At 52.5% G+C, this 15,184-nt stretch carries 12 protein-coding genes; 10 read left to right on the top strand and 2 right to left on the bottom strand.

The window, feature by feature from the left end; all coding sequences use genetic code 11:
• Positions 1-125: 125 nt before the first annotated feature.
• From JI741_RS19540 to JI741_RS19530, 3 genes are all read left to right on the top strand, one after another.
• Positions 126-794 carry an IPT/TIG domain-containing protein gene (locus JI741_RS19540; protein WP_202012786.1) on the top strand — a complete coding sequence of 223 codons (669 nt, stop codon included), beginning with the start codon at positions 126-128 and terminating at the stop codon, positions 792-794.
• Between the two features lie 32 nt (positions 795-826).
• Entirely contained in the window at positions 827-2,092 is a 1,266-nt protein-coding gene (locus JI741_RS19535; RefSeq protein ID WP_202012785.1) for a M64 family metallopeptidase, read from the top strand.
• An 89-nt stretch (positions 2,093-2,181) separates the two neighbouring features.
• The gene (locus JI741_RS19530; RefSeq protein WP_202012784.1) at positions 2,182-2,631 is read left to right on the top strand and encodes an SRPBCC family protein; all 450 of its coding nucleotides are present in this window, start codon (positions 2,182-2,184) and stop codon (positions 2,629-2,631) included.
• Between the two features lie 121 nt (positions 2,632-2,752).
• On the opposite strand, the gene JI741_RS19525 is transcribed toward JI741_RS19530, so the two are convergent.
• Entirely contained in the window at positions 2,753-4,810 is a 2,058-nt protein-coding gene (locus JI741_RS19525) for a family 2A encapsulin nanocompartment cargo protein cysteine desulfurase (RefSeq protein ID WP_202012783.1), read from the bottom strand.
• The gene (locus tag JI741_RS19520; RefSeq protein ID WP_202012782.1) at positions 4,797-5,714 is read right to left on the bottom strand and encodes a family 2A encapsulin nanocompartment shell protein; all 918 of its coding nucleotides are present in this window, start codon (positions 5,712-5,714) and stop codon (positions 4,797-4,799) included. Before JI741_RS19520 ends, JI741_RS19525 begins: the two co-directional genes overlap by 14 nt.
• Before the next feature lie 268 nt (positions 5,715-5,982).
• On the opposite strand from JI741_RS19520, the gene JI741_RS19515 reads away from it, so the two are divergent.
• The 7 genes from JI741_RS19515 (at position 5,983) to JI741_RS19485 (ending at position 15,060) form a co-directional block, all read left to right on the top strand.
• A complete protein-coding gene (locus JI741_RS19515) occupies positions 5,983-8,724 on the top strand; it encodes a patatin-like phospholipase family protein (protein ID WP_202012781.1) in 2,742 nt (913 codons plus the stop codon).
• A gap of 345 nt (positions 8,725-9,069) precedes the next feature.
• The gene (locus JI741_RS19510; RefSeq protein WP_202012780.1) at positions 9,070-10,818 is read left to right on the top strand and encodes a PQQ-dependent sugar dehydrogenase; all 1,749 of its coding nucleotides are present in this window, start codon (positions 9,070-9,072) and stop codon (positions 10,816-10,818) included.
• 136 nt (positions 10,819-10,954) lie between these two features.
• Positions 10,955-11,455: a hypothetical protein gene (locus JI741_RS19505; protein WP_202012779.1), complete on the top strand. Its 501-nt coding sequence runs from the start codon at positions 10,955-10,957 to the stop codon at positions 11,453-11,455.
• 130 nt (positions 11,456-11,585) lie between these two features.
• Positions 11,586-12,128 carry a flavodoxin family protein gene (locus JI741_RS19500; RefSeq protein WP_202012778.1) on the top strand — a complete coding sequence of 181 codons (543 nt, stop codon included), beginning with the start codon at positions 11,586-11,588 and terminating at the stop codon, positions 12,126-12,128.
• Between the two features lie 93 nt (positions 12,129-12,221).
• Positions 12,222-12,980, top strand: a complete 759-nt coding sequence (map, locus tag JI741_RS19495) for a type I methionyl aminopeptidase (protein WP_202012777.1) — start codon at positions 12,222-12,224, stop codon at positions 12,978-12,980.
• Between the two features lie 284 nt (positions 12,981-13,264).
• Positions 13,265-13,876 carry a DUF3667 domain-containing protein gene (locus JI741_RS19490; protein ID WP_202012776.1) on the top strand — a complete coding sequence of 204 codons (612 nt, stop codon included), beginning with the start codon at positions 13,265-13,267 and terminating at the stop codon, positions 13,874-13,876.
• A 65-nt stretch (positions 13,877-13,941) separates the two neighbouring features.
• A complete protein-coding gene (locus JI741_RS19485; RefSeq protein ID WP_202012775.1) occupies positions 13,942-15,060 on the top strand; it encodes an adenylate/guanylate cyclase domain-containing protein in 1,119 nt (372 codons plus the stop codon).
• Positions 15,061-15,184 lie beyond the last annotated feature (124 nt).

Here is a 15,184-nt window from a genome sequence, read left to right as displayed (position 1 = left end):
TTCGATTTCAGCAGTTCAGGCTCATGTTTTCCAATGGTTCGGCGTTGCCTTGCTGCATCCCTCTATTGCCGTGTTGGAATTTGTTTCTGATGTGAAGTTGAGCTATCCCTAAAATCCAGTATCCGATGAAACGTCTCCCCCATCCTCCGCTATGGTTTCTGGTCAGCATGGTGCTGACGTCAGCCTGCAAAAAAAATGCCACCATAATCCTCGACACCCCCAGTGGCAGCCCCGGCGATGTGGTGACTGTGGATGTGCAACACGCCAAAGTTTCGAAAGCGACGTCGGTAAAGATTGCCGCAGAGCATGCCATGATCGTGGCCTCGTCAGACACCGCCCTCGCCTTCCTGGTGCCCGCACTGAAACCGCAGCAAACCCAGGTCACGGTGACGCTCGACAAAAAAGAAATCAGCCTGCCGTTTCAAATCGAGCCCTCCGCCACGGAACGGCTATGGTTCAACCTGAAGGGAAGCACCATCACGTTTCTGGAACGGCAACCCAGTCGCGAAACGTTTATGCGCGACAAGAGTCATTCACACAACCGACTCTATCTGGAATTCCTCGACGATGCCGGCGAAGTGTTGGCTGTTTCATACATCGACCATCCCACAGCCCTCGAAGTGCCTTCGGCCGACGGCAAGGGCTTTAACATGATTGAGCAAAAAGGCGACGTACAGTTTTCGGTGAATGTGCCCGTGCTTGCGGGACTTCGCAAAGCCCGGCTCACCACGCTCAACGCCACTGCCAAAGACAATGCAAAAGTGCTGGGCGAAGTGACCATTCCCATAAAATAGATCAGACGTGCATTCAATAAATAACAACCACCATGAGAACGCCACGAAAACTTTTCCTTTTGCTGCTGACCTGCTGCTGTTGCCTCACCACGTTTGCCACCGTGAACGTGCAGGTGAACGGCGACGGCACCCGCTTCACGTCCGTGCTTTACAACGGCAGCTCTACCCTGAAATATGACATTGTGTTTGTGGGCGACGGCTTCACATCGTCGGCCACCGACCAGACGCGTTTCAACAACGCGGTGCTTTCAGCGGTGGATGCACTGCGTCATAAAGAACCGTATGCTACAAACCTCTGCGGCTTCAATGTGTGGCGTGTGAATGTGATCTCTGCACAGTCTGGCGTCGATCACCCGGTTACGGGCGTCAGCAAAAACACGGAGCTGAATTGCACCTTTGGCGACAACATCAGCCAGCCCGAACGCGTCATCTTTTCCACCACACCGCCACGCGTGACGGAGGCCGCCAACTTCGCACCCGCCTATGAAGCCGTCTATGTGCTGGTGAACGACGAACAATATGGCGGCGCGGCCGGTGACATTGTGTACACGTCGCTCAACACAAGCATGCAGGAAGTGGTGGTGCATGAGCTGGGACATTTTGTGGGCCACCTGGCTGATGAATATCCGTGCTACTTCTGCGACGGCCGCGCAGAACCGCCCTACTCAGGTCCGGAACCCGACGCCGTGAACCTCACGCTGCAAACCAACCGCGCAGCCATCAAGTGGAAAAATTTCATACAACCTGCTACGCCACTTCCCACCACGGTGAACACGCCAGCCGGTGTGGTGGGTTTGTGGGCAGGCGGCGGCTACTCTCCCACCGGCATTTACCGTCCACAACAAGACTGCCTGATGCGCGCCCTCAACCTCGAACTTTGCGCAGTGTGTTCCGGTGCGCTCACCAACATTCTGCATCCCACCTGCACCGCGTGCGAACGAGCGCCGGGAAGCCTGGCCTGCATGCTGAGCCAGCTCCGGAAAAAATTCTATGTCTATAAACCAAAAATCATTCGCATTCCCGAGTGCTGTTTCTGCCCACTTGGTCTGGATAGTTTTGAAGAGCGAATGGAAATAACACTCAGCATCAATACAAAACAATACGCCATTGAAGTGATCACCGCCGACGGCAAGAAAGTGGACGCAACCGTGCGCGATACAGACAAAGGAGCCACAATTTCTTTTGCCGAAAACACAAACGTTGCCTACTTCCTGAGCATAGCACCCTTGCAAACCCTGAATGAAGCAGCCCCGGTGGATGTGACTTTGGCGCGGGGCGGAAAACAGGTGGCGCTCTGACGTTCGCTCCGTGCTTTATTTTTTTATTGTGCGCCTGACCTTAGATTCCTAACATTGCAGGCGCATAAAAGATAAAAGTCATGGCCGGCATGAAATTCCGAAACGAGATCATCATCAACCGATCGATCGAAGACGTCTTCAAGTTCCTGTCAGATTTTGAAAACCTTTCAAAATGGAATTATTATGTCATGAAGGTGAACAAGATCACCGAAGGGCCCGTTGCTGTGGGAGCGGTCTATCATCAATCGCGAAAAACAGACGCGCAGGATTTCAGAATCGTGGCAATGGATTCTCCCACGCTGCTTGCACTCGAAACATTGCCGCCGGAACGTTATCTGCTGATGCGCTTCACCCTCGTGGCACAAGGGTCGTCCACAAAAATTATTGACGACTGGGACCTGGAAGCCTCGTGGTTTGTGCGATGGCTTGCCAAGAACAAAGTGCAGTCGGCGGTGATGGACAATCTTCAGAAACTAAAGACCTTGTTGGAAACCGGAACGGTGACCTTGCAAGACGGACGTGTTGAACAACTTCATTAAGACGTCACACCAACACTACAAAGCGAAATCAATCCCGGTAACGCTGCAACACTATCAAACAAAAAAAATCGGCACCGTACGAAATACGGCGCCGAATCATTTTTACAAGTTCAACACTTTACTAACGCCGCGGCTGCGCACTAAGCTTGTGCAAAACCGTGACCATCGTATCGATTTCCGAACATGTGTTGTAGAATGCCAGCGAAGGACGCACCGAACTCTCCACACCAAAGCGACGCAGAATGGGTTGAGCACAGTGATGGCCTGAACGCACGGCGATACCTTCCTTGTTCAGTGCAGCGCCTACTTCTTCTGTCTTATAACCCTCGAGCGTGAACGACAGCACACTGGCCTTGTCGGGGGCCGTGCCGATGAGGCGCAGGCCCGACACGTCTTTCATGAGGCGTGTGGCGTAGAGCAGCAGGTAGTGTTCGTATTGGTTGATGGCGTCCATGCCGAGGCGCATCACATAGTCGATGGCGGCTCCCAGACCCACCGCGTCGGCAATGTTGCCGGTGCCGGCTTCGAAGCGCGCAGGGGCGTTGTGATATTTGGTGTGCTCAAAGGTCACATCCTGTATCATGTTGCCGCCGCCTTGCCACGGTTGCGTTTCGTTCAGCAGGTCTTCTTTGCCATAGAGCACACCGATGCCCGTGGGGCCAAAAACCTTGTGGCCCGAAAACACATACCAGTCGGCGTTGAGGGCCGTCACATCCACACGCAAATGCGACACCGATTGAGCGCCGTCTACCAGCACTTTCGCGCCAGCCTGTTGGCCCATGGCCACCATTTGTTGCACGGGGGTTACGGTGCCCAACGCATTGGATACATGTGTGAACGACACCAGCTTTGTTTTGGGACCGAGCAGCTTGGCATACTCCGACAAGATCACCTGTCCATCGTCGTCAACGGGGATGACGCGCAGGCGCAATCCTTTCTTCGCGGCCAGCTGTTGCCAGGGCACGATGTTGGCGTGATGTTCCAGATGGCTTACCACAATTTCGTCGCCCGCTTGCAGGTATTGTTCGCCCCAGCTTTTGGCCACGAGGTTGATGGCCTCGGTGGCGCCGCGCACAAACACAATTTCGTTTGGCGACGAAGCATTGAGAAACGTCTGCACTTTTTTGCGTGCACCTTCGTAGGCGTCGGTGGCGCGGGCGGCCAGCTCGTGGGCGGCGCGGTGAATGTTTGAGTTCTCGTGTTCGTAGAAATACGAAACGCGGTCGATGACCTGCTTCGGCTTTTGCGTGGTGGCGGCGTTGTCGAGCCAGATGAGTGGCCGACCGTTTACACGTTCTTGCAGAATAGGAAAATCGCGGCGCACCAGGTTCACATCAAACGGCGGTGCACTGAGGCCCGCGGCCGCCTTGCTGTCGAGATAGGATTTTGAATGCCCTCCTCCAGGTATACCGGCTTCCTTTCCCAGAAAATAGTAGGAAGGATTGAATGCCGCCGCATCGCGGGGAAGTTGTGGTGCGCCATGAAACGTGGTGAGCGAGCGCAGCACATCCTGCAATTCCGTTTCGAACGATGTTTCCGACACAAAGGGCAACACCGGTGTGCTGAACGGCGACACGGGTGCCTGTGTTCCGGAAAAGGTATGCGGTCGCGCCGACGCTGCATAGTCTGTTGCCGGGGTGAGGTTTGCCGTCTGGCCCGGTTGCACTACCGAAGGAGAAACGCCACTGCCAGCCACCGACTTTGGAACGTTGCCTGTGCCTGCAAAGTGCGGGTCGGGCAAACTGGTGGGTGGCTGGTTCACATCGAAGTCCCGTCCGCTCTGGGCGGGTGCGCTGGGCGACACACCGCTTCCGGCAACGGATTTCGGGATGTTTCCCGTGCCTGCAAAATGCGGGTCGGGCAAACTGGTGGGCGGTTGATTCACGTCGAACGCGTGGCTACCCTGTGTGGCTTGTGCGTTGGGCGATGTGCCGCTGCCCGCCACAGACCTGGGGATGAGCGCGTCGCCGGGAAATGGTTGCGGCGAAGGCGCACCGGCCACGTATCCTTGCGATATGGGATCGTGTATGACATGCGATTCCGCTGCGGCTGCAGGCGACAACTCCACTCCACCTGGCTTGCTGCCGGGCAAAGTCGAAAAGAACTGGTTGGCCAGTTTTTCCAGCAACGCCACGTCGGGCAGATTTCCGTCGAAACCTTCGTGACTATTTGTACTCATGATACTTTCCGATTTCAACATCGTCTAACACGGCAATGGCGTCGTCGACCAGCACGGCCAGCGAGCAATAGAGCGACACCAGGTAGGATGCGATAGCCCGGTCGTTGATGCCCATGAAGCGCACCGACAACCCGGGGGTTTGTTCGCCGGGAAGATTGGGTTGATAAAGTCCCACCACGCCCTGACGGCTTTCGCCCGTGCGCAGCAAGAGTATTTTTGATTTACCGTTTTCGATAGGCACCTTGTCTGACGGGATCAGCGGGATGCCACGCCAGGTGATGAACTGCGAACCGAACAGCGACACGGTGGGCGGTGGCACACCTCTGCGCGTGCACTCACGACCAAAGGCGGCCACGGTGAGCGGGTGCAGCAGGAAGAAGCCTGGTTCTTTCCACACCTTGGTGATGAGTTCGTCCATGTCGTCGGGCGTGGGCGCGCCGGTGCGGGTCTTGATGCGCTGCGAGGCAGCGATGCTGTGCAGCAGGCCGTATTCTTTGTTGTTGATGAGCTCGCTCTCCTGGCGCTCCTTCACCGTTTCGATGATGAGGCGCAATTGCTCGCTGATCTGGTTGTAGGGTCTGCTATACAAATCCGACACGCGGGTGTGCACATCGAGCACCGTGTTGACGGCGCTGAGCATATACTCGCGGGGATTTTCGATATAGTCAACAAAAGTTTGGGGCAGGGTTCGTTCGTCGCGTGAAGAGCAATCTACTTCCACACTGTTGGCGTCCTTCACTTTGTTGACTCTGTAGATACCGGACTCGACGGGAATCCAACTCATTAAATGCGTAAGCCACCGGGGCGTGATGGTTGGCATCTGCGGCACGGTGCGTGTGGCAATGGCCAGCTGTCGTGCGGCCACATCGCCCAAAGCGGTTTGTTTTCTGTTCTGATCAGACATGAATGAAAATTGTTAACGTAAGAGATGGTTGGTGGTATGATCAAATATAGAGAGGGGCGCTGGAAATTCCTATGCTGAAAACAGGGATAAAAACATCTGCAAACGGTGCCTCACGTTAGCATCACAAAATAAAGTACATAAAGTAATCTGGCGGGCGATTGCAAAAACAAAAACGTCTTTCTACATTACGTTTGTTGAGCCCATCGATCTTCTTTTCGCAAGAAGGTTGATGGGCTTTTTTTATTCACCTCTCTAAAGACTCTCTGTTATGTTAAAATTCTTTGAAAGGAATAAATTCCTGATTCTTTCCGGTGCGCTTGTGTTTTTTCTGGTGGTGCTTTGTTGGATCACGTCTTATAATGACAAGTTGGTGACCACGGACGCACCGCTTAAAATTGTGTCGCTGCAATGGACGTGGAATGCTGAGAAGGCACATGCCATTGTGCAGTCGTGGAAGGAAAAAGACGTGATCGCCATCGCGTTGCACTCCATCAGCATCGACTATTTATTTATTGTTGCCTACACGCTTCTGCTCATGTGCTGTGTTCTGGCACGGAACAGAGTGCCTAAACCAGCACCCCTTCAAAACAGTGCAGGCAGAAGCGCTGATGCCAGCACTGAGAGTCCACATCAACCCGAGTTTTATCTCACCACGGCTACAAAATTCTTCATTACACTTTGCATGGTGGCCGCCGGGTGCGACGCGATCGAAAATGTATTCACCACCCGTTTCATCCTCACCGAAAATGTTAATCCTGTTTTCTTTGCCCTGCCTGCCCTGATCAAGTACGTGTCATTGGGGCTTGTCGCCATTCACCTTGTTCTCTTTATTCGGTTCCAATGGGACGCCCTTCGTGAGCTTTTGAAAGCCTTGCGCACCTATGTGACGGGAATATTTTTTGTGCTGGTCAGCTACTTTCTTTTCATCCGCGTGTCGCCCGGACAGGATGTGGTGATTCAGATTGCCGAATGGTGGGGACCGTTTTTATGGACCATGTTTTCAGTGATCGCGTGGACGATCATTTCGTGGTATAGCTCACGCGTGGTGGGCTATCAGAAATTTGAAAACCTGAACGAACCCAATCGCATCGCCGAAAGTCTGCACATGCACATTCCGCGCATCATCGCGTTCAATGCATTGGTAAGCATTCAGGCGGCGATTCTGGCGTTGCCTACCATTGGTAAGCTTGACCAGTGTCAACTTTGGATTTTTGTTATCATCCAAAATCTATTCTACTTTGTTTGGCATAATTTGTTCAATAATGAGCGGCGAGTGTTGCACGGCACCATCACCGTGCTGGTCGTTCTGGTCTATGCCGTGGCTGCTTTTTGGTTGAGATGCGACAACAGCAGACATCAGCGCTGGCTTCCGCTCATTGCCCTGCTGCTTTTCATATTCGAGCTGGCATTGCTTTGGCTTTTCATTCGCCGGCGTGCCAAACTAAATTCCAATGCCGGCAGCACCTCGTTTGTGGAGATCACTGTGGCATCAAAATCGTTTCGTACTCCCGTGCGACTGCCCGCCGAAGAACGTACATTCTTTAAATGGTTTAACCTCTTTGCCCTTGTTGGCATTGTTGTGTACGTGACGGGCTTCTTTAGTTTTTGGCTTGACAACCGCATGGGGCCGCTTGCCGTTGCGCTGTTGGCCTTTGGCATTTTGGTTGGCCTTTTGAACGTTATCTCCATGCTCACGATCTACAAGCGAGTGAACTTCTTTGTTCTTCTCCTGGTGGTGGCATTGATTGTTGGCAACCTTTACAATCCCTATGAGGTAAGACTTCACGACCTCGTTGAAAATAAGGAGCATCATGTGGAGCGACCTGACTTGAAAACTTATTTTCACTTGTGGCTGGCGGCCCGGAAGACACTCCTGGATTCGACGGTGCTGGCAAAAGACGATACCTTTTCTGTCTATGTTGTCATTGCCGACGGTGGCGCATCACGGTCAGGCTATTGGGTGTCGTCGGTGCTTTCGGCGCTACAGGACCGCTCGATGAAAAATGTTTCCGGCCACACGTTCGACCGGCATGTGTTGGCGTTGTCAGGCGCTTCCGGAGGTAGTGTGGGCACGGCCACGTTTTACTCCATGCTAAAAACCAATCCCAAAGGTCAAACCTACCTCGAAAAAAGCCGTACTTTTTTAAAGGAGGATTTTCTTTCGCCAGTAATCACGCACCTGCTGGGGTCGGATATTATTCAGCACATTGTGCCCCTGCGGTGGCTTGGCATTGGCGACCGTGCACAGGCGCTGGAAGAAGTGATGGAATACTTCAGCCAGAAGAGCCTGGACAGCACGTTTGAAAAACCTTTCACACGCGTGATCGACACCACCGGCCAATTGCCCATGCTCTTTATCAACACCACCCACGTGCAACAGGGAGCACCTGCCGTGGTGAGCAGCATAAAGTTAAAGGGATTTAGCCATCGCGTCGATGTGCTGGATAGCGTTGGAAAAACACACGACCTGCTCTTTAGCACGGCCGTGGTGCTCGGCGCACGATTCCCCTATATATCGCCCGCGGGAAGCATCGACGAAAACTATTTTGTGGATGGTGGCTACTTCGACAACACCGGCGCAGGCGTTGTCCACGAAATGCTGCAGCAGCTTGACAGCCTTTATCGCGGTGGCGGACTCGACAAAAACGATTCAATGCTCTATAGCCGACTAAGCTTCAAACTGATTCACCTCAGCAACTCGGCGCTGGAGTCGTCTGGAAGTTCGGGCATCCATCCCGTCATCAACGATGCGGCCGCCCCTTTGCTCACGGTGCTTGGAACCTACTCTTCCCAAACAGACGTGAACAATCAACGCCTCTCCAGCTTCTTGAAAAAGCTCGATCCAAAGACCCCGGACCTGAACATAAATCTCTACATAAAACAAGACACCATCTACCCCATAAACTGGGTCATCTCCGACTACAACCTCACGCGCATGAACCGACGCCTGAAAAACGCCATAACGCAAAAGGAGTGTACCGAAATTCTGTCGTCGCTCGTGCCTAAATAAAAAAGTGATGATCATGGCGCTGTGCGCTAGACGTTGTCCAACCAAAGCCTGCATACTGTGTGCGTGTGCATCCAGAGTCGTTGTGCACTAGCGTTGTCCGTTGCGCGGCTTTATTTTATTCCAATAACTCCACCTTTAAGCGGTGTGTTCAACACACGCACAGCAACGCGCAAGGGCACTGCAAAAACACACGCACATTCTTGCGTATTCGCCGATTTTTTAACTTTCTTTGATTAGGTGTTGTCGCTTCATGTCTCCTTCAGAGTATCGGCTGTAGCACCAATCGAAACCACATCCTTTGGCCTGGTCCGGCTGCCATGGATGTACAAAAAACTTTAGTTGATCATGACTCGATTTTTCCTCAGCTCAAAACGCACACGCACCATTTCGTCGTTACTGCTGTTCGCGCTCACCGCGTTTACCTCCTGCACAAAAAACAAAGATGACGCGCCCTATCTCTCCAGCGCCGAAGCCATCCACCAAGGCGAGGCATTGTTCGAAAAACACTGCAGCGCCTGCCACAACTTCCGGCTCGATGGCATTGGCCCCAACCTCGCGGGCGTGACACACGACACACTTTCGAAAGCCTGGATCGCGGGGTTCATCAACAACTCGCAGAGTTACATGGACCGGAAGGAGTTCAGGGCGCTCGACATGAAAGAAAACTTTAAAGTCACCATGCCGTCGTTCGCACACCTGAAAGCCGACGAGGTGGACAATCTGCTGGCCTACATCAACACCAAACACAAACGCCTGCCCGTGAATCACTACGACACGCTCACGGCCATCAAAGATCCGTTCCCCGATTCGATACCCATGGCCGACCTGCGTGTGGACCTGGAACTGATCACACAGATGCCGGCGTCGACGCGGAAGGGTGTTACGTTTGAGGGACTGCAAACACGGATCACGAAATTTCAATCGGCTCCCCGCGGCGGCTTCTATGTGGTTGACCTGCGCGGAACGCTCTATCTGGTAGAGAACGGAAAAACACAGCCCTACCTGGACATGACAAAAGAGAAGCCCGCGTTTGTGAGCGAGCCGGGCATGGCCACGGGCTTTGGCAGCTTTGCCTTCCACCCGGAGTTTAACGCGAACGGCTTGCTATATACCGCCCATACCGAACCGCCGCGAAGCAAACCCGCCGACTTCACGTTTGCCGACTCCATTCCCAGCACCGTTCAATGGGTGGTTACCGAATGGAAAACCACCACGCCCGACAAGGTTCCCTTCTCCGGCACAAGCCGCGAAATTTTCCGCGCCGAAATGGTGACGGGCATGCACGGCATGCAGGAGCTCACCTTCAATCCCAATGCAAAACCCAAAGACGAAGACTATGGACTTCTTTATATCGGCATAGGCGACGCGGGATGTGTGGAGCATGGTTTTCCGTTTCTGGTCGGAAACGAGCGCTGCTACCTGGGATCGATTTTCAGAATAGACCCCTTGGGCACCAACAGCAAGAACGGGCACTATGGCATTCCCGCCAGCAATCCGTTTGTGAAAGAAGACGGCGCGGTGAAAGAGATCTTTGCCTATGGCTTTCGCAATCCACACCGCCTCACATGGCTGCGCTCTGGCGAAATGCTGGCGGGCAACATTGGTCAGCATCATGTGGAAGCGGTCTATCGCGTGCAGAAGGGCAAGAACCACGGATGGCCCATACGCGAAGGCAGCTTTGCGATCGACACCGAAGGCGACATCAACCGTGCCTATCCCCTGCCTGCCAACGACTCTATTAACGGTTTGGTTTATCCGGTGGTGCAATACGATCACGACGAAGGTTTCGCGATGGTGGGTGGATTTGAATACACAGGCAAAGCCATTCCGGCCTTCGCGGGAAAATATATCCTGGGCGACATTGCCAAGGGCAAGCTGTTCATCACCGACGTGGCACAATTACGCAACGCAAAACTTGCCGACCTTCACCGCCTGCACGTGCGTCTCAACGGCAAAGAAACCACGCTGCTGTCCAGGTCAGGGCTGAGCCGTGTCGACATGCGTTTGGGTCGCGATGCGCAAGGGGAATTATATGTGTTGACAAAGTATGACGGGAAGATTTACAAGATCGTGAAAGCGGAGAAGGTGAAGTGACGGCGCCGTCAGGCGATGACGGTTAATGTGAAACGCGGGACCACTTAAAACTTTTCCCTCCTTCACACCATCTCTACCAAGATTAACCTTCACCACGCAGGGCACCACCACGCGCCGCGAAACCTACGACCACACCATGATCGCTGCGACCGGCGTATTAAAAAAATTCATACCCTACCAAAGCTGCATATTCGCTGCATTGATCCTGCTCCTCGCCTGCTCCAACGCCTTTGGCCAGCACCTCATGCTGCAAAAGAAAAACAGGAACAAAAATGTCTACTACGACGTGGGCGACGAAATTACCTACTACACCGATCGCCATTCAAAAGTGACCGACACCATCCTGGCCTTTGAAGACAGTGCCATCGTGTTCCGCGGTTATAAAATTCACATCACCAAAATCACCGCCCTTCACATCGATGAAAAAACGCGGTGGTGGCTTCGCTACAAACCTGCCCAACTGTTGCTGCTGGCGGGCGCTGGTTATCTGGTGCTGGACGTCATCAACAACGAAGAGTTCAACAGGCAAACCCTCATCATTAGCGGCACGGCCATCGGCACCGGGCTGCTCTTGAAACTTTTTATCCGGAACAAAATAAAAATAAGACGCAACACCCGACTGAGAGTACTTTACTAAAGAAACGTGAGCCTCTGGTTCGGGATGACAATTGTCGTCTTGCAGGCAAACGAAAGTCATCGCGCACGGCGAATGTGGCTGTTACTTTTATTATGCAAACAACGCCTCATCACTTCAAAAACCGACCGCTATGAAAACTGTCATCGTCTATTATTCCTACACAGGCAACAACGCCCTGCTGATGCGTGAGCTCCAACGCCGTTTGGATTGCCCGGCCATTCCCATTGAAGAATTGCGAAAACGAAACACGTTCACCATGCTGATGGAATTTGTTTTCCGTCGCCCGGCCAAAATACGCAAACCCGACGTTGTGTTGTCTGAATTTGATGTGGTGATCTTTTGCGCGCCGGTGTGGGCCGGACTGATTGCCTCCCCCATGGCCACCTACCTGCAAGACGCCAGCAGTGAACTGAACCACTATGCCTTTGCCACCCTGTGTGGTGGACGACCCGGCCAAAAAGAAATACTCGCCCTTTCCCTCGAAAAGCTGACGTCAAAAAAACCAATTGCCCTCGAAGAGTTCTGGGTGAACGACCTGTTGCCCGCCGAACAGAAAAACAAAGTTAAATACACCACACCCTATCGCGTGAGTCCCCAAGACTGGAAAACCTTCGACGCAAGACTGAACGCCTTTACAGAAGCCATCCTCGACCACCAGCCCGTGCCGCTCTGAAACATTGCCACGACCCTCTCGCGCCGGTGAGATTTGTCCTTGAATTCTGAATTTGCTAATCTTGTGGACGTCTTTGACTCCACAACAGCACCTATGTCCATCACGAAGCAATCAGAACTAACCGGCATGCAAACCGCCAGCGAGGCCGTTGCCGTGACGCTGAAAGAAATGAGAAATTATGCCAGACCCGGCATGACCACCAAACAGCTGGACGACTTTGGCGGACAAATTCTTCGCGACTTCAATGCCCGGTCGGCGCCGCGCCTCACCTACGGCTTTCCCGGGTGGACGTGCATTAGCGTGAATAACGAAATTGCCCACGGCATTCCCAGTGCTTCAAAAATTATCCGCGAAGGCGACCTCATCAATATCGACGTGTCGGCAGAGCTTGACGGATTCTGGTCAGACAACGGTGGCTCGTTTGTGCTGGGCGAAGACACCAACCAACATCAACCCCTGGTGGACGCTTCGAAGCGCATTTTGCGAAAAGCAATCGCCAACATAAAGTCGGGCGTGCGCATTTCGGATATCGGCCATTTAATTGAAACCGAGGCCAAACGGTCGGGCTACAAGGTCATCAAAAACCTGACCGGTCATGGCATCGGCCGAAGCCTGCATGAGGCGCCACACGAGATTGCCAACTTCAGGGACCGGAACAACACCACCCGCTTCAAACGAAATTCAGTAGTGGCGGTCGAGACCTTTATCTCCACCGCGTCAACGTTTGCCCAAACCACACAAGATGGCTGGACCCTGCTGGGCAATCGCGGCGGCTTTGTGGCCCAGCATGAGCACACCATTGTGGTGGGCGAAAATGATTCCCTGATTCTGACAGGGATGAATGAGATTTGATCCACACGGTGCCCCACTACTAGAAGCCTCTTCCTGTTTTTGGATAATCTGCCGGGAGTGCTTACTTTGGAAAGCAGATAAAAAAAGGCAGACAACATACGTATAAATCATGTAATGCAAACGTATGTTCCTTACCTCAGCTCTCAAATTCCTGACCCTGACCGATGACCACAACTTGCAAAAACTGTAGCCACACCATACAAGACAACTTTTGTTCCAACTGTGGGTACCCCGCCAAACTGAAAAGGATTGATTGGCACTATATCGTACATGAAATACAACACGTGCTGCACGTTGAAAAAGGTTTTTTTTTCACCGTAAAGGAACTCCTGATCAGGCCCGGAAAAATTGTGCGGGAATTTATCTCCGAAAACAGAAGCCGACTGGTGAAGCCCATCATCTTCATTGTTGTCACGTCGTTGATCTATTCCATCGTCACACACTTTTTTCACATCGAAGATGGCTACATTAAATTAAGCAACGCACACATTCCTGAAAATTCACCGTCAGTAGCCATCGCCAGATGGATCACCACGCACTACGGCTATGCGAATATCATTCTGGGCGTATTCATTGCGTTCTGGCTAAACCTGTTTTTCAAAAAGTATGGTTATAACATTTTTGAAATTGTGATCCTTTTGTGTTTCGTGATGGGCGTGGGCATGTTGTTCTTTTCTTTTTTTGGCATCGTGGAGGGCCTGATAAAAACACACCTGATGCAAGTTTCGGCAGCTCTTTTCTTTCTCTACGCAATGTGGGCCATCGCGCAGTTTTTTGATGAGAAGAAAGCCCTTAGCTACGGGAAAGCGCTTGGCGCCTACACCCTGGGAATGATCACATTTTCACTTGCGACATGGCTGTTGGGATTGCTCGCCGACGCGATCTTTATGCACTGACCCCCAACTACCGACCCGGCATGCCCGTATATGGCGAAGATGCAGAAACGAAAAAGAGTGGATGAATGTCGCAGAGAGAATACACCTTTTGGGCTAAAGCCCTTAGCTCACGCTACCCCGCACTAACCTTTGTGTCGATTCAGATCAATTTCTGGATCGCTGCCAATATTTTTCTCACAGTCATCCTGTACCTGCACGACCTGATGACGTCGAAGGTGAACCACGTGCCTGCAGCCTACGACCTGAAGGGTCTACTGATCCTGGCCGTGAGCATTGGCATTGTGTATGGCCTCATCCTGGGCCTTGCCGACTACTATCTATTTCAAGGCTATTTCAGAAACAAATCGCTGGGCAAGGTGCTATTCATCAAAACCGGCATCTCACTGGCAGGCATCATCGCCATCATCACCATTACCCGAAGCGTGTATACCAACGGGTTTATGAGCGCCGTCATGGGCAACCCCATGCCCGACAATGAAGAATTGTTCCGGTCCACGTTTCACCTGCTCATTTTCTACTACTTCTTCATGACCCTCCTGATCAGCGTGATCAACATGGTGAACAAAAAATTCGGGCCTGGGGTGGTCATTCCCCTGCTGTTCGGAAAATACAGAAACCCCAAGGAAGAGCATCGCATTTTTATGTTCATGGACCTGAAGGGCTCGACCACCCTCGCCGAACGACTGGGCCATTTGAAATATAGCGCACTCATACAAGACAGCTTCCTCGACATCAACTTCGCCATCCGCACCGTCCACACCGAAATCTATCAATACGTGGGCGACGAAATTGTGCTCACATGGCCCATGCAGTATGGCCTCGACAACGCCACCTTTATCCGCTTCTATTTTGAATGCGAAAAACGATTCCACGAAAAATCGAAATACTACCTCGACAAATACGGCACCCTGCCCCTCTTCAAAGCGGGCGTTCACATGGGCATTGTGGCGGCCGTAGAAATTGGCGAAATCAAAAAAGACATTGCCTACCACGGCGACACCCTCAACACCGCCGCCCGCATCCAAAGCCTGTGCAACGAGTACCATAAAAACCTGCTGGTGTCAGACACGGTGATTGCGGCGATGAATGGGTTGCCTGGTTATAAGATCGACAAATTAGGTGTTGTGAAGTTGAAAGGACGTGAAGAAGAGATTGAGATTGTGAGTGTGGAGCCTGTCTTTTAAATGTAATAGCTAGTACTTGATCTGACAGTTGAGCTAGGGATTCCTTCCTACTAGGCAAAGGTAGCCACCGCTCCAAATAAGTCAAGGGCTTCGCGAGTGGCCGCGCAGAATCCTTCGCACGCCC

Source organism: Chryseolinea lacunae, from assembly GCF_016735595.1.
In the GTDB taxonomy this organism is placed as follows: domain Bacteria; phylum Bacteroidota; class Bacteroidia; order Cytophagales; family Cyclobacteriaceae; genus Chryseolinea; species Chryseolinea lacunae.
The sequence above is the reverse complement of the archived record's forward strand: the minus strand, read 5'-3'. Positions and strand labels throughout refer to the sequence as shown.